The 24313-nt window shown below is 62.7% G+C and carries 32 protein-coding genes; 8 read left to right on the top strand and 24 right to left on the bottom strand.

Annotated features, from left to right (window positions below):
• The first annotated feature begins 437 nt into the window (after positions 1-437).
• The 7 genes from rng (at position 438) to KYC_RS17305 (ending at position 6820) form a co-directional block, all read left to right on the top strand.
• Positions 438-1919, top strand: coding sequence for a ribonuclease G (rng, locus tag KYC_RS17330; protein WP_008164686.1), 1482 nt, complete (start codon positions 438-440; stop codon positions 1917-1919).
• 160 nt (positions 1920-2079) lie between these two features.
• On the top strand, positions 2080-3387 hold the full coding sequence (locus KYC_RS17325) for a tyrosine-type recombinase/integrase (protein ID WP_043518720.1): 1308 nt from the start codon (positions 2080-2082) through the stop codon (positions 3385-3387).
• A gap of 24 nt (positions 3388-3411) precedes the next feature.
• On the top strand, positions 3412-4200 hold the full coding sequence (locus KYC_RS29510; protein ID WP_139026527.1) for a hypothetical protein: 789 nt from the start codon (positions 3412-3414) through the stop codon (positions 4198-4200).
• A 146-nt stretch (positions 4201-4346) separates the two neighbouring features.
• The gene (locus KYC_RS29505; protein ID WP_139026526.1) at positions 4347-5408 is read left to right on the top strand and encodes an HNH endonuclease; all 1062 of its coding nucleotides are present in this window, start codon (positions 4347-4349) and stop codon (positions 5406-5408) included.
• 66 nt (positions 5409-5474) lie between these two features.
• On the top strand, positions 5475-6137 hold the full coding sequence (locus KYC_RS17315) for an SOS response-associated peptidase (protein WP_008164678.1): 663 nt from the start codon (positions 5475-5477) through the stop codon (positions 6135-6137).
• A 142-nt stretch (positions 6138-6279) separates the two neighbouring features.
• Positions 6280-6501 carry a hypothetical protein gene (locus tag KYC_RS17310; protein WP_008164676.1) on the top strand — a complete coding sequence of 74 codons (222 nt, stop codon included), beginning with the start codon at positions 6280-6282 and terminating at the stop codon, positions 6499-6501.
• A 31-nt stretch (positions 6502-6532) separates the two neighbouring features.
• On the top strand, positions 6533-6820 hold the full coding sequence (locus KYC_RS17305; RefSeq protein ID WP_050814907.1) for a hypothetical protein: 288 nt from the start codon (positions 6533-6535) through the stop codon (positions 6818-6820).
• Between the two features lie 95 nt (positions 6821-6915).
• On the opposite strand, the gene KYC_RS29500 is transcribed toward KYC_RS17305, so the two are convergent.
• From KYC_RS29500 to KYC_RS17290, 4 genes are read right to left on the bottom strand one after another with little or no spacing between them, the layout of a single operon-like run.
• A complete protein-coding gene (locus KYC_RS29500) occupies positions 6916-7362 on the bottom strand; it encodes a hypothetical protein (RefSeq protein WP_139026525.1) in 447 nt (148 codons plus the stop codon).
• Positions 7359-7769, bottom strand: a complete 411-nt coding sequence (locus KYC_RS17300) for a M15 family metallopeptidase (RefSeq protein WP_008164673.1) — start codon at positions 7767-7769, stop codon at positions 7359-7361. The genes KYC_RS29500 and KYC_RS17300 overlap by 4 nt, the downstream gene beginning before the upstream one ends.
• On the bottom strand, positions 7766-8044 hold the full coding sequence (locus KYC_RS17295; protein WP_008164671.1) for a hypothetical protein: 279 nt from the start codon (positions 8042-8044) through the stop codon (positions 7766-7768). The genes KYC_RS17300 and KYC_RS17295 overlap by 4 nt, the downstream gene beginning before the upstream one ends.
• Before the next feature lies 1 nt (position 8045).
• Positions 8046-8354 carry a hypothetical protein gene (locus tag KYC_RS17290; protein WP_008164670.1) on the bottom strand — a complete coding sequence of 103 codons (309 nt, stop codon included), beginning with the start codon at positions 8352-8354 and terminating at the stop codon, positions 8046-8048.
• Positions 8355-8449: 95 nt separating this feature from the next.
• On the opposite strand from KYC_RS17290, the gene KYC_RS17285 reads away from it, so the two are divergent.
• Positions 8450-9472: a tyrosine-type recombinase/integrase gene (locus tag KYC_RS17285; RefSeq protein ID WP_043518717.1), complete on the top strand. Its 1023-nt coding sequence runs from the start codon at positions 8450-8452 to the stop codon at positions 9470-9472.
• Between the two features lie 3 nt (positions 9473-9475).
• Here the strand turns inward: KYC_RS17285 and KYC_RS17280 are convergent, their stop codons facing one another.
• The 20 genes from KYC_RS17280 to KYC_RS17185 form a co-directional block, all read right to left on the bottom strand.
• On the bottom strand, positions 9476-9835 hold the full coding sequence (locus tag KYC_RS17280) for a hypothetical protein (RefSeq protein ID WP_008164668.1): 360 nt from the start codon (positions 9833-9835) through the stop codon (positions 9476-9478).
• 303 nt (positions 9836-10138) lie between these two features.
• Positions 10139-11182, bottom strand: coding sequence for a hypothetical protein (locus KYC_RS17270; protein WP_008164667.1), 1044 nt, complete (start codon positions 11180-11182; stop codon positions 10139-10141).
• A 3-nt stretch (positions 11183-11185) separates the two neighbouring features.
• Complete coding sequence (locus tag KYC_RS17265) at positions 11186-11848, bottom strand: baseplate wedge 1 family protein (protein ID WP_008164666.1); 663 nt, start codon at positions 11846-11848, stop codon at positions 11186-11188.
• Entirely contained in the window at positions 11848-13299 is a 1452-nt protein-coding gene (locus KYC_RS17260; protein WP_008164665.1) for a hypothetical protein, read from the bottom strand. The genes KYC_RS17265 and KYC_RS17260 overlap by 1 nt, the downstream gene beginning before the upstream one ends.
• Before the next feature lie 25 nt (positions 13300-13324).
• On the bottom strand, positions 13325-13693 hold the full coding sequence (locus KYC_RS17255; RefSeq protein WP_008164663.1) for a contractile injection system sheath initiator: 369 nt from the start codon (positions 13691-13693) through the stop codon (positions 13325-13327).
• A complete protein-coding gene (locus KYC_RS17250) occupies positions 13693-14397 on the bottom strand; it encodes a Gp138 family membrane-puncturing spike protein (RefSeq protein WP_008164662.1) in 705 nt (234 codons plus the stop codon). The genes KYC_RS17255 and KYC_RS17250 overlap by 1 nt, the downstream gene beginning before the upstream one ends.
• Positions 14394-15311, bottom strand: coding sequence for a phage protein (locus KYC_RS17245; RefSeq protein ID WP_008164661.1), 918 nt, complete (start codon positions 15309-15311; stop codon positions 14394-14396). The genes KYC_RS17250 and KYC_RS17245 overlap by 4 nt, the downstream gene beginning before the upstream one ends.
• Complete coding sequence (locus KYC_RS17240) at positions 15298-15630, bottom strand: phage baseplate plug family protein (protein ID WP_008164660.1); 333 nt, start codon at positions 15628-15630, stop codon at positions 15298-15300. Before KYC_RS17240 ends, KYC_RS17245 begins: the two co-directional genes overlap by 14 nt.
• Before the next feature lie 4 nt (positions 15631-15634).
• The gene (locus KYC_RS17235) at positions 15635-16252 is read right to left on the bottom strand and encodes a phage baseplate protein (RefSeq protein WP_238531949.1); all 618 of its coding nucleotides are present in this window, start codon (positions 16250-16252) and stop codon (positions 15635-15637) included.
• Positions 16253-16257: 5 nt separating this feature from the next.
• Entirely contained in the window at positions 16258-18606 is a 2349-nt protein-coding gene (locus tag KYC_RS17230; RefSeq protein ID WP_008164658.1) for a tape measure protein, read from the bottom strand.
• Positions 18603-18737, bottom strand: coding sequence for a hypothetical protein (locus KYC_RS30070; RefSeq protein WP_008164657.1), 135 nt, complete (start codon positions 18735-18737; stop codon positions 18603-18605). Before KYC_RS30070 ends, KYC_RS17230 begins: the two co-directional genes overlap by 4 nt.
• 14 nt (positions 18738-18751) lie before the next feature.
• Entirely contained in the window at positions 18752-19234 is a 483-nt protein-coding gene (locus KYC_RS17225; protein ID WP_008164656.1) for a phage tail assembly chaperone, read from the bottom strand.
• Positions 19234-19662: a phage structural protein gene (locus KYC_RS17220; protein ID WP_008164655.1), complete on the bottom strand. Its 429-nt coding sequence runs from the start codon at positions 19660-19662 to the stop codon at positions 19234-19236. The genes KYC_RS17225 and KYC_RS17220 overlap by 1 nt, the downstream gene beginning before the upstream one ends.
• 10 nt (positions 19663-19672) lie before the next feature.
• A complete protein-coding gene (locus tag KYC_RS17215; protein ID WP_008164654.1) occupies positions 19673-21031 on the bottom strand; it encodes a DUF3383 family protein in 1359 nt (452 codons plus the stop codon).
• 57 nt (positions 21032-21088) lie between these two features.
• Positions 21089-21613, bottom strand: a complete 525-nt coding sequence (locus KYC_RS17210) for a phage neck terminator protein (RefSeq protein ID WP_008164653.1) — start codon at positions 21611-21613, stop codon at positions 21089-21091.
• A 167-nt stretch (positions 21614-21780) separates the two neighbouring features.
• The gene (locus KYC_RS17205; RefSeq protein ID WP_008164652.1) at positions 21781-22146 is read right to left on the bottom strand and encodes a hypothetical protein; all 366 of its coding nucleotides are present in this window, start codon (positions 22144-22146) and stop codon (positions 21781-21783) included.
• Between the two features lie 3 nt (positions 22147-22149).
• Positions 22150-22602, bottom strand: a complete 453-nt coding sequence (locus KYC_RS17200; protein ID WP_008164647.1) for a hypothetical protein — start codon at positions 22600-22602, stop codon at positions 22150-22152.
• Positions 22592-22966, bottom strand: coding sequence for a DUF4054 domain-containing protein (locus KYC_RS17195; RefSeq protein WP_008164644.1), 375 nt, complete (start codon positions 22964-22966; stop codon positions 22592-22594). The genes KYC_RS17200 and KYC_RS17195 overlap by 11 nt, the downstream gene beginning before the upstream one ends.
• Positions 22967-22968: 2 nt before the next feature.
• Positions 22969-23307: a hypothetical protein gene (locus tag KYC_RS17190; protein WP_008164642.1), complete on the bottom strand. Its 339-nt coding sequence runs from the start codon at positions 23305-23307 to the stop codon at positions 22969-22971.
• Positions 23307-24266: a DUF2184 domain-containing protein gene (locus KYC_RS17185; protein WP_008164640.1), complete on the bottom strand. Its 960-nt coding sequence runs from the start codon at positions 24264-24266 to the stop codon at positions 23307-23309. Before KYC_RS17185 ends, KYC_RS17190 begins: the two co-directional genes overlap by 1 nt.
• Positions 24267-24313: the final 47 nt, after the last annotated feature.

The following is a 24313-nucleotide window of genomic DNA, read 5'->3' as shown; positions in this document are numbered from 1 at the left end:
GTCAGGGTAAACCCTAATTTTTCGGCAACTGCCAAGCCCAAGACTATAGCACAATTTTTGCGGATCTTGCAACTGGCTTCTGCCTGATTTGCACCAATCCTTGCAATAACCGCGCCGCTTTCATTTCTGATCGCTTTGGCGGCAGGCCGTGCGGGAAACCCGACCAACCTGTTGCACTTGCTTGGCTTCGCGGTTCAGAACTGCTTGAACTGCGAAGGAGCGAGACTATAGCACAGTTTTTTGGGTTGTCATGCCGGGGTAGCAAATTTGTTGTTCTGCACATGCCCGCGCCACCGAGGCCGCGTATGCGCCCCGGTTCAGCATGGCGCTGATCTGCCCTTCCCTATATATAGATACCGGGACACATCGCTTGCCTGGCCGATAGGTACGTTTACTATTCGCCTTGTACGCCGCACCTTACTGGAGACGAACACCTTATGCCACCCGCCATCGCCTCGAGCGAAGATATCCTGATAAACGTCACTCCTTTCGAAACCCGCGTTGCGCTGGTCGAACAGGGATCGGTACAGGAGCTGCATGTGGAACGCAGCATCCAGCGGGGCCATGTCGGGAACATTTATCTGGGACGGGTTGTGCGCGTCTTGCCGGGCATGCAGAGCGCCTTTATTGATATCGGACTCGAGCGTGCGGCATTCATCCATATTGCCGACCTGCGCGAAAACCGCAGCGAGCGCAGCCAGGGCCTCACGCCGACCCCGATCGAAAAGCTCATGTTCGAGGGCCAGACGATCATGGTACAGGTAGTCAAGGACCCGCTGGGCACCAAGGGCGCCCGGCTTTCCACGCAGATCAGCATGGCCGGGCGGATGCTGGTGTACCTGCCGCACGATCCGCATATCGGCATTTCACAAAAGATCGACTCCGAGTCCGAGCGTATTCAACTGCGTGAGCGCTTGCAGGCCTTGATGCCCTCCGAAGAAAAGGGCGGCTTCATCGTCCGCACCCAGGCGGAAGGCGCCAACGACGCCGAACTTACCGCCGACGTCGAGTATTTGCGCAAGCTGTGGACGAGCGTCCAGGCGGCGGCCCGCACCCAACCCGCCCCCGCCCTGCTGCATCAGGACCTGACTCTGGCGCAGCGGGTGCTGCGGGACATGGTGGGGCCGGACATCGGCTCCATCCTGGTCGACTCGCGCACGACCACCGCCGCCATGCTGGAATGGGCGCGTATCTACACACCATCCGTCGTGGACCGCATCCAGCATTACAGCGGCGAACGACCGCTGTTCGACACCGCCAACGTGGACGACGAGATTGCGCGCGCATTGTCGCGCCGTGTCGACCTCAAGTCAGGCGGCTACCTGATCATTGACCAGACCGAGGCGCTGACGACAGTAGACGTCAATACGGGCGGATTCGTCGGCGGGCGCAATTTCGACGACACGATCTTCAAGACCAACCTGGAAGCTGCACAGGCGATCGCGCGGCAGCTCCGGCTGCGCAATCTGGGCGGCATCGTGATCCTGGACTTCATCGACATGGAGGAACAGGAGCACCGCGAGACGGTCCTGGCGGAGCTCAAGAAGGCGCTCTCGCGGGACCGCACCCGCATGACCGTCAATGGCTTTACACAACTGGGGCTGGTGGAGATGACCCGCAAGCGCACGCGGGATTCGCTGGCGCACCAGTTGTGCGAACCCTGCCCCATGTGCGAATCGCGCGGCAACGTGCGCACGCCGCGCACCGTCTGCTACGAAATCCTGCGCGAGATCCTGCGAGAAGCGCGGCAATTCAATCCCAAGGAATTCCGCATTCTCGCGTCCCAGGAAGTGGTCGACCTGTTCCTGGAAGAGGAAAGCCAGCACCTGGCGATGCTGGGCGATTTCGTGGGCAAGCGCGTATCGCTCGAAGTGGAAAGTACGTACTCCCAAGAGAAGTACGACATAATCCTGGTCTGATGTTCCCGGCTTCTCACCACATATCAGAATCGCCCGCAAAGCCGCGTAAATACACGCGGCTTTCTTTCTGGACTTCTCAGGCGTTATCCTCCCAACTCGCAGAAATTGGGTAGCTAGGTGGGTAGCCAAGCCGCCCCAGCTACCCAAACAGAGGGAAACCATGGCAAAACGCGTAATGCAGGGCGGACTGACGGACGTCCAGATCAAAAGCTGGATCCGTGCCGGCGCGCCCCTTGCGAAGTCCGACGGCGGCGGCCTGACCTTCACCTTATCTGAGGCCGGCACCGCGGCCTGGGTGCTGCGCTACCGCATGCCAGGCAAGCGCCGCGAAGCCACCATCGGGAACTACCCGGATATCACCCTGGCCGACGCCCGCAAGGAGGCCAGCCGGCTGCGCGCCATGATCGACGCCGGAAAGGACCCAGCCGCCGAGAAGCGGGAAGCCAAGCAGAAGGCCCGGTCCGCGAAGAATATCGAATGGCTGGTCGGCGACTACCAGAAGAAGACCCTCGCTCATCTGGGACTGAACAGTCAGGCGCTGTATGCGCGCCAGTTGGGGTGGATTACCAGAGAGTGGCGCACCCGGCCCGTCGAGGAAATCAACGCCGGCGATGTGATCGACCTAATTAAGAAGCGCAAAGCGACGTTCAAGACGGGCGGCTGGCGTGAGACAGAGGCGCTTTACATCGTCATCCGCGAAGTGTTCAAGCATGCGGTCGGGCAGCGCATCACCCAGCTACACCCGGCCCTGGGCATCAGCCTGGAATCCCTGATCGGCAAGCGGCCCAAGGCTAAGGTGCGTTTGATGCTGACCGACGATGAACTGTCCCTGGTCATGCGTGCCGCCGGCATGAACCGACAGAACCAGCTCAGCGTCTGGATCATCATGGCCACCTGCGTCCGGGTGTCCGAGTTCACCACCGCGCGGCGCGAGCATGTGCGCACCGACCAACACACTGTCAAGCGCCTTGGGTCCGGGCTCTGGCATATCCCGGCGTCCAAGACGGGGGCCGCCATGGACATTCCCCTGGCGCCGCCCGTTATGGAGTGGTTCCGAGAGTTGGACGCTTTGGCGCTGGACTCCCTCTATATAGTGCCTGCGCGCTCGGTGGCTCGCCTCAGGAGGAACGGCGGCGACGCACCGGTCGGCAAGGATGCGGTCTGGGGCGCCATCGACTATTGGCTGGAAAATACCAAGCCAGACGTCCGGCGGTTCACGCCGCATGACCTACGGTCCACGGCGAAATCCCACATGCGCGCCCTCGGTGTCGACCGCGATATCTCGGAAATGTGCCTGAACCACAAGTTAAAAGGCGTCGAAGGGATTTATGACCAGTACAGCTACTGGACGGAGCGGCGCGATGCGCTGGAACGATGGGCGGGCTATTTATCTGAACGCCAGGGAACTGACCACGGTGCCGCCGCGACAGCCCGGAACGCCTTGGCGACGCTGCGAGCCGCCTCCTGATCCGCTTATTTACGAAGGAAACCCATGCAAGTTGATCAAGTGCGTAGCCGGCCTTATCCGAAGTGGTTATTGAAGTTTGCACTGAAAAGAGCGCTTGCCCGACCTTCGCCCGACCACATTCCAACCGCGCCCATATCACGGCTGGCCAGCCGTGATTACGCCACGACATACATCGACGGCGCATCCGAGGAGCGATATTGGCTGGTGGATGCAATCCAAGGTGATTCGGTCCAGCTGCGTGACCTGGAAAAGCTTGGCGAACCCGTACATGGCGATGCGCAACTGCAGGATCTTCGACGCTCCAATTTCCGGGTCATTCGATATTTCAAACACCTCGAATGGCAGTTCGATTCGCTGTATCGCTACGCCCTATTTTCCGTATTTGGCATGGTACGGTTGCGGCTGGCGCTTGACGGGTTGCTCCAGCAAATCGCCAATCGAGCAAGCTTACCGACGCTGGAACGTATCCATGCCTTACAAGTCGCGGTCGATCGCGCGTCTCGCGGGGAAAGACACCTGACTCTGCGTCACATCTTGCCGATCAAGGGGCGCCAACATCGACACCCCCAACTGCTAGCCGCGTTTCAATTCCACCAGTTCGTACTAGATTCGCTCGTAGCAAGCGGTGAGATCACGCCAAACTCACACGACCTCGGAAGATACGAGATCACGCCACAAGCGCTTGTTACTCTAGATCAGTACCGAAGAGAAGAACGTCGAATTAAGGCGCAAGCTCATGCCGCTCTCTGGACGGCTGTAGGTGCCGCGATCGTCGGCGCTGTCGTCACAGCGATCTTGGCCCTTAAGAATTAATGCGGTCCTTCGCGGGACAAAAAAGAGGTGCCATCATAAAGAAATAACGGCCCTCAACCTCGCGCGGGGCGCCGCGCAACGGAGATGATGACGAAGTGCCAACTCAGAAACAAAGTGCAGGCCTAACAATTTAATCGGAAAGCAAATTGTCTAAGACAAAGAAAAGCTCCTCGACCAGGGGAAATACCAGAAAGACAGCAAATCGTTATGGCCTTTCCAGAACGATACCCAGCGAAACAAAGAGGGAAGTTCGGCAGCGTTGCGGTTTCGGCTGCGTTGTGTGTGGCAACGCGATTGTTGAATATGAGCACTTCGAGCCCGAGTTTAAGGATGCAAAGAAACACGATGCAACAGGAATTATTCTGCTGTGCACAGCGTGCCACGGACGAAAGACTCGTCGCTTACTTTCCAAAGAAACAATCCGTGAACATATTGCTGCACCGGCGAGCAGGGAGCAGGGCTTCGCTTCGGACGTCTTCGATACGAACGGCGAACACCCCAGGGTAACCCTGGGCGATATTGAAGCCTTTGAGGTCGAGACGCTCTTGAAGATTGAGGGTGAACGCGTACTTTGGGTGGAACCCCCAGAGCAGCCTGGATCGCCGTTTAGGTTGAACGCACACTTCAAAACGAAAGGCGGGTCAACGTTGTTTCAGATCACAGACAACGAGTGGAAGGCCCCCAGTGACAACTGGGACGTTCAAATGGAAGCGAACCGCATCACTATCCGCGCCGCAAGAGGGGAAATTGCCCTTGTTTTGCGCACCGTCCCGCCTGATGCGTTGCATGTCGAGCGCTTGGTTTGCGAGCACCGTGGCTGGAAGATTGAAGCGCACCTCGGTCGAGCTGTGATTTTCAGTAAAGGAGACCAAGTATTTACGACAAATGGAATGGTCTTAGAACGCGTGGACACCGCTGTAGAAGTCTCATCAAATCAATTCGTGATTGGTTTCAGTGGTCGCAAATCAAACTCTTCCGTGCAAATGCGCTCGCTTAAAATCGGCGCTCCAGATGGCCGCATGCCACGTCCCCACGGCCAATCGTACTTGTCTAGCGAAAGCCCTCCAGACAATCCGTTCGAATCCGGCCGCGCTGAGGCTTTCCAGCGGCAAGAATTAGACGCGCCTTGCGAATGCGGAAGTGGTTCTGCGTATGGACTCTGTCACTACGGCAACGACGTTCGGAAGGGGTTGAAATCATCTAATTGACGCCTTGCTAGTCTTAACTCGACGTCCAATGCGTTCTCTATACCCTCTTTTCTAACCGGAGGTGATATGTGTAGCCACTATCAGACGCTGAAAGACGCCGAACTGCTGCTGAAGAAGTTCGGCGCGTCCAAGCCGGCGCCCATCGGCAAGTACGACATGTGGCCGCGCTACCCGGGCGTCTTTGTCCGCCGGCCGCCGGAGCATGACGCCGGCGATGAGGCTGTGCCGGAACGAGAGGCCGCGGCGGGCCGCTGGGGACTGATTTCGGCATCCACTCGCCCGGACGCCCTGGCTGGCGCCGAAAAGCTCTCCACGTTCAACGCCCGCGACGACCGCGTCGCCAATTCCTTCACCTTCCGCAACGCCTGGCGCCGGGCCCAGCACTGCATCATCCCGGCCGACGCCATCTTCGAACCCGATTGGCGCACGGGCAAGGCCGTGGCCACCCGGTTCACCCGGGCCGACGGCGCGCCGCTGGGCATCGCCGGCCTCTGGGACCGCTACCGAGACGCCGACGGCGCATGGCACGACAGCTACACCATGCTGACGATCAACGCTGATCAGGATCCGCTTTTCCGCGACTACCACCAGCCGAACAAGGAAAAGCGGATGGTGGTGATCCTGCCCGAGGGTGCCTACGGCGACTGGCTGACGGCGAGCGCGGAGCAGAGCCGCGATTTCCTCGCCCCCTTCCCCTCCGACAAGCTGATCGCCACACCAATGACCTGACCCCATTTCTGCTGCAATATACTGTATATCCATACAGCTATATCGCAGCAGAATCATGCGTTGCTCAGTCGTCCGCACCCACTATCTCGGCCAGAAGCGTCGAGACAATGACCCTGCGCCCGCAGTGATAGGCACGGTTCGTATGTACTCTGTCACCCGCGAGGATCTGCGCCGCCACGTCACAGTAATGACGATGGATGGCCTCGCCAAGTTCGGCGGAATGCAAAAAGGGGCGATTCCTGATCTGCTTGAGCCGGAGCTACTGACGTTTGCCTCCGACCGGGGGATGATGGTCTGCGGGTTCGAAGAAATCGACGGTCGTCGCTACTACCAGGGATGGTGGCTGACGTGGATTGGCGAGTGAATATCAGGATGCGAAAGGGGGCAGCGCCGAAGTGAATGATTTCTACGACGATACCTACACCAACAGCCCGCCGGTCCAGGAAGTCTGGGAGCGCGCGCTGCCAAAGCTGTCCACCGTTCGGAACGGCGAATACCTTGGCATTGATCGCCTCCACCGGGCGTTTGGCCTCGAGGGAGGCCAAAAGCTCCGGGAGGTGTTGGCCGCCGGTGAACGCGAAGGCCTTTTGATCATCGACCGAGGCGCCACGCCGCCCACTTACCGGGCCACGTTCATTCTGGAACGTCTCCTGCACCAGTTTGGCGACTGCTGGCCTGATTAGGCCAGGCACGCACCGTCTCACGGTGCCGCGACGCGCATATTCCCCAGAGCACCAACACCTGTTCCTGAACCCAGACCTGCCAGTCGTCGTAGCTGTCAGGGTTTTGCGGCGGATCCGGAATTGGCGGGCACGGTTCCGCCAGGCTTCTGTCCAGCGGCGGCACTTCGCGCGGCACGTACTGTGTCGGTGAGAGCGCGCACCCGGAGACCATCAGGACGGCAGCCAAGTACAAGAGGTTTCGCATTTTTCAGTGTTTTCGTGATTTCGCCCACTTGGGCAGGTAGCGCGCGGGCATCGGCGGCGGCGCGCGCGGCGGCCTCCGAGATTGCCCGAATATCGCTCTTGAGGGCAGTGAGCACCGCGGCATTGGTGTCCGCCCGAATCTGCTGCTGGTCTCGCCGTAGCTCTGCAATATAGACATCCTTGCGCCAGCCCTGCGCTGTCCAAGCGGCTCCGCTGGCCAGACCGGCAGACACCAGCGCCACCAGCGCATAACCCTTCCATCCTGCCAACGTCTGAGCAAGCGCGGCGGCGGCTCTCATGCCCGCCCCTTCCATTCGCGCGGGATCTGGAAATGAGGCCCGTCCTTGAACGTCTTCCAGTCGCCGCCCCACTCCAGCGGCACGCCAAGCTCCGCCGCGCAGGCTTTCACCACGTCCGCCAGGCCCTTGAACTTGGACCAGTCGCCCCAGGGAATCGCCCCGCCGGTCAGCGGGGCCAGGTCCACGGCATGGCCCAGGCCATCCGCCTGCGGCAGGTGGTAGCTGTTCATGGTCTTGCTGGTGCCCCGGGCCACATATTCGCACTGTTGGGCGACGGTGCGTACGCCCTCGACGACGGTGAAATCCGCCGGCGTGCGCCGGATGGCCAGTTTCACGACAGCAACCAGGTCCGGATGTACACCGATCAGGCGCGTAAGGCTCCGCTGCGACAGTTGAAATTGGCTCATTGCTTGTGGCTCCTGACGTGTTTTGCCGTGACCGCGGCAACGTAGAAAGCGGCGGAGGCGGCGAGCGCGGCGTCGCCCGTGCTCGCCCAGCCCGCCACGAAAACGCGGCAGGCCACGCCTGTCGCGGTGAGGCAAACGGCGGACAAGCCGATCCGTTCCAGCGTTGTGTCCTTGATGCCGCGCGCGAATACAGCCAGCGCCGCGCCGCCGGCGACAATCAGCCAGCAGACGAACGCCAGGACCGCCCACAAAGTCAGGTAGATGGTGCTGTCCACATCACGCTCCTTTGCCGCGTACGCGGTCGATGACGGCCTGCCACAGCGCGCCAATGGGCGCTTCCTGAACTGCCTGCCACATGCGAGACATGATCGCCATGCCCAGGAATCCGCAAAGAAAACCCGACAGGCCCTCGGGTATGCCGAGGAACTGCGCCAGCCACGGAGACCCGTAGTAGGCCAAGACAGCCCCGGTGGCCGCCATACTGGCTTTGGCCGTGCGGGACCCTTGCAGGAACCGCATGGACACCATCGCGCCTATCACACCGGCCAGCTTTGCCGCGAAGGCGTCGAAGTCTTGGATGTTCAATCGCGTCCCCTATGAACGAAAAAGGCCCGCAACGGCGGGCATGGTTGAAATTGCGAATATTGAGAATTGGGTTACAACCTGGGGCTTTTGGCCCAATGAAACCCTGGTCCCGACGTCAGCCCCGCCGCAAGCCCGCCCCCACTCTTGCCGACGCGCTCTCGCGCTACCTGGCCGAGGTGTCAGCCACGAAGAAGGGGCACGTGGTAGAGCAATCAATTGCCAGAATCTGGCGAGCGACTCGTTTGGCCGTTCGGCCGGTAGATAGGATTCGCAGCTCGGACCTGACCGAACTGCGGGACGAATGGCTCAAGGACCGAGCCCCCTCCACGGTGGTGCGGCGAATGGCATTTCTCTCCCACGTCTTCACCGTCGTTCGAAAAGATTGGGGCTTTGACCAGTTGGCCAACCCGGTGCAGTTGGTGCGCCGGCCGGCCGTTGATGACGCGCGCGATCGCCGCCTGTTCGATCGCATCACCCTGCGAGGCGTGTCGGATGACGATTGCCCTCGCAAGGAGCTGGAATGGATCATTCGCGCCACGCGGTCGGCTGAGCTTCCCACCATCCTTACCGTCGCCCAGGAAATAGGCATGCGGCGCTCCGAGGTTGTTGGCATCCAACGCGAACACCTGGACCTCATGCATGGCGTGGTGCATTTGCCGCACACGAAAAACGGCCGCGCCCGCGATGTGCCCCTGACGCCGCGGGCGCGAGAGGCCTTGCGCCGCTGGGTCACAGGCAAGCCGATGCGAGGCCGGACCTTTACTATCCAGCCCGGCTCCGTCACCCGCGCCTTCATCCGGGCGCGCCGGCGCGCCAGACTGCGGTATGAGGGCATGTGCCGGCACTATGGCCGCCGGCCCAATTCGGCCTACTTCCGCGACCTGAGATTTCATGATCTGCGGCATGAAGGCACGTCGCAGTTGGCCACTGTGTTTCAGATTCACGAGCTGGCCAAGGTCAACGGGAACGTCGATACACGCATGCTGCTGCGCTACTACCACCCACACGGCCGCGAGCTTGCTCAGAAGCTGGCGCGCAGCCCGCTCGGCCGCCGACAATTGGAGGAGATGCGCCGCGAGCGCGAGATAGAGCTGGAAGCCCTGCCTCTAGCCGCATAACCCCTAGGCTGCGGCCTCGGCGTCCTCGACTGGTCGCGGCGGCTCCATCTCCGTCAGCCAGTCGGGCAAGGCACCCCACCCCGGGTAGCTGACCCGGCCTCCGGCGCCCACATGCTCTGCGCCGACCACGTATGGCGCGCCCGTTTCCACCACCCACAGCGGCGTGGTGCGATAGTCATCGACCATCTCCCACTCCCCGCCCACACGGCGCTGCACTTTGCCGGCCGGCGGGTCCGGCGGCGCATCCGCGAAGGCGCCGAAGGGGACGTTGTAGTAGCCGGGCGCCAGGGTAAGTTCGTTGGCGATCGTCTCGTAAATGAACAGACCGTCGCTGTCGGTCTGAAAGACGGCTTTTTGTTTCATGGGTACTCCAAAGAAAAAGAGGGAATTGCACTGCAAACGCAAGGGCGCTCGGTAGCCGCCAGGGCGACGCCCTCCAAAACGTTACGGGGTCCTTTGGAGCGGTTCAAAACACAGTGTCCTGGCAGACACTTCAGGGTGCTTTTCGAGATAGCGGCATTCAGGCGAATTACAACCGTCCAACCCCGTATTCGGTTGCTGAACTATTGTGGTCCGGCGTCTCTTTTGACGCGTCCAGAGTTGCACGCACGACGGCCGAAACCCGCCCTCTCAATACCGCCTATCACCCGCGCATCCATGCATAGCCTATGCATGGATGCGCGGATGGAAGGCCGTGTTTTTGGGGCGCGTTTCGCTTGACGTTCTAGCGACTCTTGCGTTGTCGAAAGAAAGGCCGTGGTACTGCGTTCCATTGCCGGCAGTAGCTTGCTCACCAGGTACCGGATTTGAGTGATCAAAAACCCCTGATACAGCAGAGAAATCATTAAATCCGTCCAGCGTTCCGAAGGTCCTCTGCGTTGCATCAAACTGCCAACTACCGAACTGTCTTGCATTTGCAGTGTCAGCGTCAGTTCCCGTGAAACGGCGGAACATATTGCGAAGATCCGGCACCCGAAACTGGTTCGCGTCGACGTCCACGAAGTAATGCGCACCCACGTTGGCGGCCCACGTGGCCTGCGTGACCACCAGGTTGTTCTCCTGGGCGTAGCCCCACAGCCGTGCATACGCCGCCTTGGGCAGCAACCCGCCCACGGCGTCCACCTCGCTAGCCAGCGGCGCCAGGGTATGCCCGTCCAAGGGTCGGCCGCAGAGCGGCGACCGGTAGCCGGTGAACGACGCCGAAGCGGACCAGATCCAGACTTCGCTGCATTCCGCCACCACGATAGGGCCAATGTTCGATGAAGGTAGCGCAGTAATTGAGCAGATCTTCGGCGCCGCAAGGATCGCCCGGGCCTCATCCGCAGTCTTGTGCGCATATTTGCCTTCATCGCCACCGACCAGGAACTGGTTTTCCGCCACCGAGCTGAACCCCGTGCCGCCGCGCGATACCGCAAGAGTGCCGGCGGCGGCGCGGTCCATGTCCAGATTTTGAAGTGCGTGAAGCAGGATATCGATAGTGTCAGGCCCCACCGACTGGCCCATGGCATCGGCCACGGATTTCACCTGCTGATACAGCCAGGCCAGCTTCTGATCGTTGAGCTGCTGCACCAGGTTGAACTGCTCCACCGTAGGAGGAATGGAGCCAATGAAGGCCCAACCGGATTTGTACTGAGGCAGGGAGATATCCCCCACGGTGCCGTTTTCGGCCCACAATGCGCCGAACAGCTCGAAAAAGGTAGGAGCAGCCATGTATTAAATCCTTCGCGCCAGCACGCCGACGCCGAAACCATAGAAACCCTGCTCGCGGAAGCCAAAGGGCCTGTCCGTCGAGCCGGAGATAAACTGCACGCCCACGCCCGCGAGTTTGGGAACCCACTTGTATGGGTTGGTCATGAGCGGGTCGTTTGGGCCCGGGATCCGATCGACCCAGATCCGGATCTTCGCGTTTCCCGCGTCCTGAACCAACACTCGCGACACGTCAAAGATGGGTTTCAACGCCGCGGCGATTTCTGGCGCCGTGCCGCGGCCATTGTTCAGGGCGATCTTCCAGTACAGGAGCTTTCTGTATTCCGGATCCAGCAGCGTGGTGGAGCCCCCGACGGCCCGTTCGAAGGCACGGCGCAGCCGCGCCACGCCGAAGCCGCCCACGTTCGGCTGGCCGTCAAAGCCGAAAAACTGGACGTAGACGGTGTCATCGATGGTGCGCGGCAGGCCCACAATCTCGCCGATGCCGTCCAGTTGCTTCCCCTCCGCGGAGTCGAGCCAGCGCTTTTCGTACAAATCGCGCAGCGCGCCCTGCAGGCCATCGGCAGGCTTGAGCAACGCCGTCACCAGCGCGCGCAACCGGGGCTTCGACTGGAACTGGCCGAGCCAGTGTCCCCACGCGATCGCGGCGTGGTTTTGTTGAAGGTCCATCAGGTCACCTTAATGCGGGAGCGATCGAACACCGCCACCTGGGCGTCCAGGATCTCGACGTTATCTTCCGAGAAGTCGGCGGGCCCGGGCACAAAGGCCGGGTCCGTTGAGGAGGCCAGGGCCAGCACCACCGACTTAATCCCCGTCGTCCTGTAGATCGCCCCGAACAGCCGCTGGCGGATGACGTCATCGCCAATCGAGAAGCCGTCACCAGCCGTGGCCAAGTTGTCCGCGACATCGTCCAGCCCCGTCGGCGGAAAAACTTGCTCCGCCGGCGGCAGCAGAGTCAGCTCCGCAGACACCCAGACGTAGACCCGTTCCGGGCGGTCGAACTTGATGGGCTGCTGGGCGCCCTCATCGTCAATGACGACCACCAGACTGCCCCCATTGGTGTCAATCCCCCCACCTTTCGTCCGAAAGATCGCCTCGGCCAGCTCCTCATCGAGGCCGCCGTCCACCACGACGTGGATGGAATGCGGCAGGCGGCCCGCCGCGTCTGGCCCGTCCGTGTCATTTTCGAACACCTTAATGGCCCGAACGCCCGGTACTCGATCTCGAATGTTGGGCGCGATGCTCGGTAGCGTGCCCGCCCCCAGCCTGAACAACCCAGACGGATAGCGGGCGCTCAGTTCAGCATCGTTTTCCGCGAGCCGCCCAGCGGTACCCGCCTGCAGGTTATCGACCCCATCCCAGCCGTCTACGGCCGTTACGATGGCGTTCAGGTCGCCCACTGCGGCAACCTCCTCCGAGGCCTCCTCGGTGACGGCCAGGCCGGGAGAGCCCAGCCGCGCCAACGAAAAATTGGCCGACCAGGCGAATGCGGACGCGACCCGCCCGCCGGTATGCATTCGAATTGACGCGCCATCGCTGGAGACGTCCAGACTGCTGGCGGAAACTGCCGCGACCAGGCCGGCCAGGATGGCGGGCAGGTTCGTCACGGCCCCGGAGGTGTACGAATACGCCTGCCCGTCTACGCTGACGGAGTACAGCGCGTTCGGCTGTACAACGGGCTGCAGCGTCACATCGGCCGCGGCGCCCGGCAGTATTCGCACGTCGCCTTCCAGCCGCCACAAGTTCTGGCTGACTCGGTGGCGGACCTGCGCCCCTTGCGCAACGGTGGTGCCGCTCTGGCCATACACAACGACATAGGCGCGCGCTTGCTCGTCCCCCAGACGCTTCACGCCTGTGAACGAAACAGCGCGATCTAGAGACACGCCATTGGCGGAGCCGGGGTACATGGCCAGATAGACTCCTTCCGCCTGCTCCCACAATGCCGCCTCGCGCTCAGCGAACGTATCGATCAGCAGCCCGGTAATGCTATCCGGCCGGGTCTCCACGGTTTCAGCCACGCCCGCGGCGAGCAGCTTCGCCCGCAGGTCTTCAATAATCTCCTGGCGAATCTCGGGCAGGCGCATGCGCACGAACCCATCCGGTGTCACACCGTAGGCCATAGGTAACCTCTTGAATTTTCTGAATTTAGGGCATGCCGAGCGTCACGATTCCGTCAGCCAGGCCTTCCGTTGTCTCGGCTTCGAACGTCACGCGAAGCGCGCGCGCGGCGCGATCGACTTCCAGGCCAAGGCGCTGGACGGCAGTCACGCTGGGGACGTCCACTATGCGCGCGCGGAGCACAGCCTCGATGGAAGCCCGGTCGGGGTTCTTGACCAGGATGTCTTCGAAATACGGCACGCCGAAGGAAGTGTCGAGAAACCATTCACCCAAGAGCACGCGGAGGGTGATCCCGATCTGCTGGCGGACGCGTTCCGCGCCCCCAACCAGGCGAGTAGCGCCCATCAAGTCCAAGGCGAGGTCGCCATCCATGGAAAGTGCAAGGTCCAGGCTCATCAGATAGGCTCCTCGGTTGTGCCGCCGGCATAAGGATGTTTGTGCGTGCTGCCAACATCCTTGCCGTTGTGGGTCAGCGAGCCGTTGCGGAAGTTCACATCCCCTTCGATGGTGATGGTCGCGCCACCGCCGCCGGCACCTCTGGAACCATGCATGCCCTGGGTATAGGTCAGCAGACCATTGACGGTCAGCGGCCCGTTGAAGGTTCCCTCATCCATGTTGACCTCCCACGTCCGCACGTTCATGGTCAGGTGCCCTTCGGGCGAGAGCTTCAGGGTGCCCGGTCCGTACTGGATGCTGACATTCTCCGTGTCGGCCGCCACGGTGCCGGGTCGCATCACCGGCGTCGCGAACGCATCGGATAGGTCGAACTGCCGAGGATCGTCTGGCGGGCCGTCGCTGCCCGCGAGCCAGTTTTCCAGCGCGCGTGCAGAAAAGGACAGCTTGACCGCGTCACCCGCCTTGAGCGGTACCGAGATCAGGGCCTCTGCACCGTTCACGTCTCCCACGGGCCAGCAGACCGGCACGCGGACGATTTGAGGGGCGCGCAGTACTTCGCCGTTGGCCAGGCGCTTTGCCAGCGCCGGCCGAGCGGTGATGGACTTGCCGTCGTAGGACACCACCACCCCGGGCAGCGTGGTGTATACCTCGGCCAGCTCGCTGGCGATCAGCGCCCTAAGCACTGCAATCGGGTTGCCGTTCATGAATCTGCCTTCTTTTTGGGCGGCGCGTACCTGTCGACCAGTTCGAGCTCAGTCTGCCAATCCCCGCCCGCGCTATCGCCCGTGCTGCGCAGCGCTTCAATTCGAAGGAACGCCTCGACCGTGCGGCTTTCCAGCTTCACCAAATCGCCCGGGTTCAGCGTGGGCAATAGCAAGGACGTGACACGCCAGCCGTCCCGCTGCTGCCGCGCGCTGACAAGGTTCACGTCGTCGCCGGTCGTCTTGTCCCTTACCTTGGCCTTTTCCCGCGCCGCCTCGCGCGTCCGCTCCGGGTACCCCAACAGTCCGGTATCCGCGGCCAGCACCACGGCGCGCCGGCGCGTCGTGCCTTTGCGTGCGATGACCTGCAATTGCTGGTTTTGAATCGACCACTCCAGGCCGGTCCCCTGGGTCACCTTGTGCAGCGCGGTGCGCGCGGCGCCATAGAACGAAAACCCCTGCTGCCAGCGCCGATCCGGCACATCATCGGCCATAACCAAGGAGAGGCCCATCTGGCGCGCTATGTTCTGAATGATGGATGACGCCTGAGCGCCTGGTCCGAGGCCGATAGAAACCGCCGTGTCTCGCACCTCCGCGTAGCCGTCTTTCACAATCAACTCGGTCACCACATCCGGCTGTTCGAACTTGGTATAGGCGAAGACCACACTGCCGGCCGCCAGCAACAGCGGCCCGTCCTCTTCCGCGTATCCCGCATACAGGACGCACATGAGCCCAGGCTCTTCGAGCGCGCGGCGCGTGGGCTCGGCCAGGTTGTAGACGCGGATCACATGCTCGTTCGGCTCTTCGGCGGCGTCCTTGGTGACGTCGAAGGTAATGCGCATGGGCTGAACAATTTCCACCCCCTGCTGGTTCGGCTTGCCCACCAGCAGCCGGTACACACGATCAAACCGCGCCATCAGCTACCTCCGCCGACTCCACATAGATAAGTGCCACCTGGCCGGCGGGCAGCGCCTCGCGGCTGATAGTGTTGCGCCTGTCCGGGGCCAAGGCGACCAGCTCGCCCGGAGGCACGGCCAAATGGCGGTACCAGGCCAGTAGTGGCCGGTCCGGTACGACGGCGATGCCCGAGACAATTACTTCGTTGTAGGCGTTTTCGATTGAAAGCGTCCACTGTTCGGCTTCGCTGTTCCAGGACACCTGGAAAAAATAGGTCAGCCCATCCAGCTCGACCTCGATGAGGCTGTCGTTGGAATCGATAACGGGAATTTTCAGCATTGGGCTACCTCTGGAAAATCGACCCAACCTTGCCCTTCAGCTCCGATTGCTCGCGCGGCGTTGGCTCGGCCCCGTTTGTCTTGCCGGCGTTGGTCTTTGTACCTCCGGCCTTACCGGAAGCGGTGCCGCTGGTCTTCTCGGGCGGGATATCCCCCTGTCGCAACGCCACCTTCCGGATCTTTCGGAATTCGGCCGTGATAGAGAAGCGGTCGCCCGCGTCATTGGAGCGCCCGATCGAGCACCGGGTCATTGCAAAGTCCACGTACACGTCAAGGCCAGTCGTGATGGTGATGGGCAGCCGGTCGGCGTGGATCTTGCGCAGCGCCGCCTTGGCACTAATCAGCTTCTGGCGCCCCGTGCCCAGCGAGTTCGCCCCGCTTGTCCGCTGCCCACCTACTCCCCCCAGCAGGGACGCCTCGGCCGCAGTCACCCAGCCGTCCATCTGCAGACGTTCAGACTCTTGCGCAATGTGGTCCGTCACGGGAGGCCCCTCCTCCACCGCGTAGCTGGTGGCCTGGCTTTCCAGCTCAGTCGCCTCGGTAATGAGCGCATCGAGCGGAATGACGCCGATGCTGCTGCCGCCCCCCAACCGAACAACATCGAAACAAAGCTCATCGCACACCCCCTTTACGGCGCAACTTCGACCCCTGTGGGAGTACCGAGAATGCGCGCCATCTGATCAATGCTGCGGCGCTGCGTGCTTTCCATGCCGCGCCTGGTGGCGCCTGCGACGGCGTTGGGGTCGGCGCCCGGCGCATTGACCGTGACTTCGTTGTGAATATCGACCTGGCCCAGGCCACCGAGCCCGCCCGCGCCCGCTCGAAGTGCGGTGCCGGCCGACACGGAAGGAATGCCCGCACCATATGCGAACGCCTGCCATTGAGGCAGCGCGCCCAGAGCGCCACGCGGGCCGGTCATGAGCGCCTTCTGGTCATCGGTCAGCATTTTTCCGGGGAGCAGGTCTTTCAGCACCTTTGCGGCCGCCTCCACCTTGTCGGTGATCCACTTCCCAATCGCGCTGCCGATTTCCTGGATCTTCGCGATCATCCGCCCGCCGATGTCATCGAAGAAGCCCAGAAGGCCGTCGAGCGCCTCCTTCCCCTTCTTCTTGAACGCGTCCCAGGTTTCACCAAAGAACTTGCTGATGCGGTCCCAGTTCTGCCATACCAGCAGTAGGCCGCCCAGGACGAGGCTGATGATGCGACCTACCGGGTGCGCGGCGAACGCAGCCCACAGCATCGGCACCGCGCGCAAGGCCAGAAAGGTGATCAGCCCGCGAATCGGCGAAAGAATTGCCCATACCCCATAGAGCAAGACAGCGATAGTGCCCCACTTGGTGACCCACGGCCCCAGCGCCTGCCCCGCCCCGCCCAGCATGTCCTTGATCTGGACGAGGAAGTTCTTGACCGCTTCGATCTCCCCCTTCCATTCTCCGACCGGCCCGATCAGGTCGCCGAAAACCGAATCGCCGCCCCGGAACCACACACCGATGTCATCCACCAGCAGGTAGATGGAATACAGGATCGCTGCCATGCGCAGGAGGGGCGCCAGCGAACGATTCCACAAGGTCAGCATGCGCAGCGCACCGGCCGGCCCGCGTCGCAGGGCCATTGCGCTGTCCAGGCCGATGGCTGTCCGAGTGGCCGTGACCATTGAGCGGATCAGGCCGCCGGACTGGACGGTCGCCAAGGCCATCCAGTTGCGCAGCCGGACCAACCCCCAGGCAGCCCCTACGAGCGCCAGCAGCTTGACGACGGCGCCGATGTTATCGGCCAGCAACTCGATGCTCTTCGTCACCCCACCCACCGCCGCCTTCCCGAGCGCCATTTGGCCAAAGAAGCGCTGGAAGGCGTCGCTCCACACCGTCATCGCATCCGCGATCGTGACCGGCATGGATTCGGCCTCAACCCGCATTTTTGCGAGCTGAGTTTGCAGCGCCGGCAAGAACTGGTCCGTTGTAACCTTGCCGGCCTTCACCTGCTCGAGCAGCTTGTCGGTGGTCGTGCCGAGGCCATCGGCCAGGGCCACCTGCAGGCGGGGCGCCGCGCGCATCAGCGTGGCGTATTGCTCCATTCCCAGCTTGCCCTGCATGATGGCGGCCGTCAGGGCAGAAATGACCGATTCCTGGTCCTGGACTTTGGTGCTGGACAGTGCCATGCCCAGCGACAGCCCCTCCGTCACATCAACCGTGTCCTGGGTGGACTTGCCCAGGTCGGACATCGTCCGCCTGGTGCGCACGAACAGCTCTGCATTGTCGGCGTAGGCCTTGTACGTCAGGCGGGAAATCCGCGCCAGGTCCTGATCCACCTCCCCGTATTCCTGTGCCGACGCGGTGACCTGACGCATACGGGCTTCCAATTGCCCCCACGCGTCGATATCCCCCGAAATTCGGTGAAGGATCGACACGCCGAAGACAGCGCTCAGGACGCCCCGCAAGCCGCTGAACGCGCCCGCCTGCTCGCGGGCAAGCCGCGCACCGCGTGCAACGTTGCGATTGAAACCGTCTTGCGCGCCGCGAGCGTCTTGGATGGCCAGGCGGACGCCCTCCCATGCGCCAATCCCGGCCTCACGGACAGTGCGCATGCCAACCCGCGCGCGCGCCATGAGCGCGCCGTAGGCGGCCTGAACTTGCCCGATCCTGGCGCGGCTTTCCCCAACGTCAACGGGGAACGCCGCAGGCCTGCCCACGCCTGCGGCACCGGCGGCCGCTCCGGCGCGCACCGCCAGTGGTTGCGGCGCTGGCAACGGTCCGCCGACCGGCGGCGCCACCGGCGACCGCGGCCCCGCGGCGCGCGATCCCCATGCACCGGGCTGATAGACCGACCCAGTCAGCGCCTGGCGCATGGCCTGCACGGTCTTCGTGCTGGCCTTCTGCAGAGAGTCTTGGGTTGCCTGGTACGTTTCCTGGTACCGCTTTAGGCCCGATTCATCCACCTGATAGCGCAGGAGGGTGACCAGCTCACGGACTATGGTCATTGCGTGTTCTTCCTACTTGCGTGTGCCCGCGCCGCGTCCTGGGCGTCCATCAGTGCATTCAGCTTCATGATGTCCAGCAGGTCGACGTCGGCACGGCGCACGGCGTCCAGGCTGACGTGCCCCGCCAGCACGGGACGCCAGACGATCAGCTCTCGCTCGAAGGCGGGATCAAACTTCCCGACAGCGTCGCCAGCTTCTCGCGGACCGGACCAAAGCGGCCGGCCCATTGAACGAAAGGGCCGGCGAAGTTGTGCTTGAGGATGTGAAACAACAGCTCCAGGATCTGGGAGAAGTCCTCGAAGGCCAGGCCCCGATGCGCCGCGGTCAGTTTCTGCGGGTCGCGGCCCGCCAGTTCGAAGCTCACCAGTTCGGCATCGATCAACTTTTCGGACCACGCTTTCATCGCGGCGCCGCCCAGGCGCGCCGAAAGGTCCTGAAGCGCCAGTCGCATCGCCTGCTCGTCGCGCTCCTGAGCGCCGTCCGCGCTGAACACCGCCGACAGCAGGGCTCCGGCGGCGGGCAGAACTTCCTTCTGCAGGTCACCCAGCAACTCCAGCTGCCGGAAGGCGTCGAACCTGGTGATGTGAAACGTGGTGGTGCCAATCAGCACCTTGAGATTGCGGCTCATCAGCTATTACCCCCAACGACGTTGATGGATTGCCCGGTTTCGATGACCCATTCGCGGTTGCCAACCTTCGCGGCGTAGCCGGCGTCCGGCGTCTTGACGACCCAGGCGGAGTCGGCCGCGTGAAGCGACTTTCCGCGCAGGTCGGTAACCGCCACCGGAACGGCTCCAAGGCCGTCGGTGGACTTGTCGGCTTGATGCAGGGCCGTCAGCAGTGCGTTGCTGGCGCTGGTCTGCAGCAGCGTCACCACGATGCGAAGGCGCGAATCGCGCGACATCGATCGCGCGACTTCGCCGTCGGCGCCGGAGACGGAGGAAATTCCCTCCCCGATCTCGGACACCGTCACGAAAGTGTCTTCGGCCAGGCCGCTCAAGGCGATGGCGCCCATCACGATCTTGATCTGGCCAGGTGCGTAAGTTTTCACGGACATGGTGGCTCCGTTAGATTTGTTGGTAGGTCAGGTTGCCCTTGATCTCGGCAACGTGGATGGCACCGGCCAGGCGCGCGCTGAACTTCAGGTCGCGCAGGATCCGGTTGGCCTTGTCGTTGGCGGAAATGTCCATAGAGCGCGGCGCGGAAATGACAAAGCCCGGGATCCGGATGCCTGCGCTGTCGATCTCGTCCGGTGCGATCAAGCCCCGCGCCTGGCCCAGCAGCAGCGCCTGGCGTACGCCATTGACGATGATCTGAATGCCGTCGTCGGTGTACGGGACTTTGCCGTCGGCATTGATCATTTGCGTGGCGACGTTGATCTTGATCTGCTCCGCCAGCCAGTCTCGTCCACGGATCACGTCAATCCATTCGCCCGCCGCGACCTTGCCGTTCTGCGTGATGGCGAAGTTCCGCATCTGCTCAAACGTGTTGGCGTTCTTGGCATGCGCGGCGAGGGCTTGGCCCTCGGCCAGGTTGTCGTAGGTGATCCCCGACAGCCGGGCATTAGCCCACGTTTCGCCCCCGGGGTAGTAGGTAAAGCGGTTGGCCATCACAGCCGATTCCAGCGCTTCGCTTGCCGCTTTGCTGTGGAACCAGACGTGCGTGCGGAAGTACTGCTTTTGCTGGCACTTGGATGCGACATCCGTATCAATTGCGGCGTCAATGATGCCCGCCTGGGCACTGGACACGCCGAACAGGCAGCCGTTCGATTCCACCCACTCTGCGGCATCCAGCACGTCTGCTTCCACGCGGCTGGCCAGCGCAACGCCGTACCAGTCCGCGCTTTCCCGGCGGCATGCGGTGAGCGCTGCCGTTGGTGTCTCGGAACTGGTCGGAATCGAAATCGAAAGGTTGCCCTTTACAGACACCGCGACCGCCGCGTCGGCGGCGTTCGCCGTAATGGACACTTCGGCGCCGACAGCGGTAGCTTCGACCGGTGCAGCGGTCGCCGCGATGGCCGCCACCAGGCCAGCGGCGATGGTGGTAGTGGTGCTGTCGGCCAAGCCGGAAAAACTCACCTGCGCGGATTGGACACTTCCGTCGGCCGCGCGCCACTGCAGGTTCACGCCGTATGCGGACATGCTCGCGCGCGTGACGGTGACGCGCGAAGTCTCCACATGGCGGCGCCCCACAAAGACGCGTTGTACCGTGGGAATCTGCTTGAACGCGTCCCGGACAGCGACGTAAAGCGGGTCGGATTGGCTGACGCCCAACTCCAGCAGTTCCGACGCTTCGGTGACCACCAGGATGCGGTTGACGGCCACGGAGTGGGCGCCCAGCACCAGGACATCGGAGAAGTTCTGCTCCTTGATGGCCGTGGTGCTCAGGGAGATCGCCACATTGACGATCCGATCGATGTTTGCCATTTGCGGCTCCAAAAGAAAAACCGCCCACAGGCGGCTGGATGGCGAGGGACAGGCGCACTAAGGCGCGGGCGTTGCTGTCACTGTGAAAGAAGTTTCGGGCAGATCCGTCGCGCCCCCGGACGCACTGAATTCCACTTTGACGGCGTCCACCCGGCCAACGGGCGCGGCGAAAGAGCGGGCGTACCGGATGCCCAGCTCCAATACGCCGCGGCGCTCATAGCGCACAGCGTCACGCAGGACCGGGATGTTTTGAAGACGCCCTATCTCGAAGACGGCCAGGCCAAGTGCCTCGGCGCGCTCCTCATAAAGCGCGTGCCTCAGCTTGAGCCCCAACTCGCCCAGGCGTTCAAATGCGGAGGGCCCGTAGGCCTGCAGCTCCACCGAGGCGTCATCGTGCTGGCGCACAGACTGCATGCCGTCATCCAAGACTGGGCCCGCTTCGACGCTGCTGGCTTGATCCCAGCGGACCGCCAGCGCGATGTAGGGCGGGCGCGGACGAGGCCCGTTTTCATCCGCGAAGACCACCAGCACCCCGCCGGCGGCCGCCTCGATCAATTCGAAGATTGCGTCCTGTGGATCCATCCCTACACCTCCTAAATTTCGGGCCGATGGGACATCTACGCGCGCTCGCGCCGACTCGGCACTGCCCTCCCCGGTAGCCTGGAACGCCCAGCCGGGCCTGGTGAGTCCTTCCGGACGTTTTGCCCCGTCCGGCCCCGGTCCAGGCAGCCGGGGAACTCTCGGGCGTACTACTGCTCTGCGTCCGCCAGCAGGACGGCCAGATATCGAAAATGCGGAATCACCCCCGACTGCCAAGGCGCCACGCCCACGAGGAGATACTCGCCGGCCATCGGGCCGGCGCCCCACACCAGGCGGTCCCCGTTGCGCCAATCCTGACCCGCGACATTCATTTGCGCGTTGGTATAAATGCGCACGGCGGCGCGCACACGCCGCCCTTCGGCATGAGCCTGCAGCAGGTCGTAGTCGCCCGCCTTCGCGGGCTGAACCGAAGCGCTGATCGTCAGATCCGGCCCCTGGGCGCCTTCCGCCCACCGACCTCGAACGTGCTGCCCAGGCTCTCGCGTACGGACCACATGCGGCTTACGGAAGCTCATTTCCTAGACCTTTTCGTATCGGATAGCGCCAACCATCAAGCCGTCATCGATCAGAGGCACATCGCTGCCTTTCTTCTTGACCGTGGCGGGGGCATTGGGCTCCGCCCACTTCTTCGACTGCTGCACGTGCGCTTTCTGATGCTTTTCGGCGAACGTGCCCAGCTGGCCCAGCGCGGCATCGATATCCAGGCGCCCGTCTTGAAGGGCTTCGGCCATCCGGCCCATGGCCTGGCCGAGGACATCGGCGTTCTTCTCAGCAAAGTCGCGCATGGCCGGCCGTGCCGGAACACGCTCTGTTCCGAATTCGTTAAAAATCGCGATATCGAGCAGGTCCGCGCCGGATTCGGGGTCCTTTCCGGCGCCCGCCTGGATCCCGAACTTCACGCCCCGCCCGTTGATCGCCTTGGCCAGGCGCACCTGCTCGCCCAGGCCCTTGTCGATGGATTTAACAGACACGCGGCGTACTCCTCACGGTGGCCGCGCCCACCCGGCAGACGCGCGCCAGGCGTTCGTACCTCTCATAGAACCCCGCCGGATCGGCGGCACCCTCCACCTTGCCGTACGTGCGCTGCAGGTCGCCTTCCTTCTCGCTGACAATCCCTGGCCGCACCAGGACTCCGTCTGCCTCGGCCGACCGTTGCTGCTTGATCTGGTAGAGCAGCCAGGCGGCGTACCAAAGCTGGGCCTCGTCCTGCTTTTTGCTGGGTAGGCACAGGGGCCGGTACTCGGCGGCCATGGCCAGGGCCCGGTCCTTGTCGGAACTCGGCATGGAAGCCACCGCCGGCGCCAGAAAGTCCAGATCGTCGACAGTGGCCGCCATGGCTACTGCTCCGCGCTGGCCTTCAAGGCCTCGTACAGCCCCTGCAGCTCGGCCTTGTTGGCGGACGCGTCGTACTGCGCGCCCTGGCCATCGAGCCACTTCTTCAGTTCCACGACCGTCGACGGCTCCTTCTCGTCGGCGGTGCCGTTGCTGGCCTGCCCGCGCTTCTTGCCGGCCGGTCGGCCGTCGGCCGGCACTTCTGCCTCGACCAGCATGCCGCGCTTGATCAGGTCCTGAACGCCGCGCGTTTCCGGATCGACCTGGGCCGACTTGGTCGGCGCGATCACGGTATGGCCGCCGATGTTGATCACGGCCTTGGTGGTGTTGGTGTAGTAAGGCATCAGATTTCCCCCTTCGCCAGCGACAGCGGGTAATAAACGACCACCCCACCGGCACGCGCCAGGCAGGGAACCACCAGCTCGAGGCCACGCGCCTGCGCGGCCAGCTGGTTGAACGGCATGGGCAGCTCCATGGCCAGGTTTTCCTCGCTGTATTCGTAGGCCAGGATCAGATCTTTGCCGCCGGCGCCCGCGCCCTTGAATTCAGCCGCGCCCATGATCTGCAGGCCCGGATGCTTGTCCTGGAAGAACTGCCCCACCGTTTTGCCGTTGGTGTCAGGCACGCGGAGCGAAAAGATGCGGCTGCGGTGGTCCGTCGACATGACGACGCGTGTGGGCGTGTGCACGTCCTTGGACTGGTTGACCACCCCGTCGTAAATCATGTCCAGGTCGGCCAGGATCTGATCAGCGGTCGTCGTTGGATTCAGCCAATCGCCATGCAGGCCGACCACCAGCGGGACGTTGGGGTGATTCACCAGGCCGTACAGGCCATATTTGGTGTCGCCGATCAGCGCCATCTGGTTCAACTTGATCTCGACAGCCTTGCGGGCCGCCATCGACTTGCGTGTGGGCAGGTCGGTACGGTTGGCCGCCGCCGCGCGCAGTTCCATCACGCTGTAGCCGTAGGAGTCGCCGATGTTCTTGATCTGGGCGACCTTCTCTTCGCCCTTGACATCGGCGCGCGGCAGATCGTCGGCATAGTTCGCCACGATCTTCGCCATGCCGACCTCGTCGTACATGAAGTACGTGAAGGTCTCGGCCCACTCGGGCACTTCGGTGGAAATCGGCACCAATTGCAGACCGACCATCGGCGGCAGCTTCTTGTCGTACGTGCGCGTCTTGACGTAGTCCAGCTGGCGAGCGGTGAAGAGGCCTTCATCCTCGCGCATGCCAGCCAGCGCCACGACAATCTTCTTGACGGCCGGCAGATCGGCCTCGTCGTAATGCTCGTGTTGGTCCATGGTTTTCCCAATGAAAAAGGCCCCTCCGGGGCCTTGGGTTGATCAGT

It is taken from the genome of Achromobacter arsenitoxydans SY8 (genome assembly GCF_000236785.1).
Classification (GTDB): domain Bacteria; phylum Pseudomonadota; class Gammaproteobacteria; order Burkholderiales; family Burkholderiaceae_B; genus Achromobacter; species Achromobacter arsenitoxydans.
This window is presented reverse-complemented; position numbering and strand designations above follow the sequence as displayed.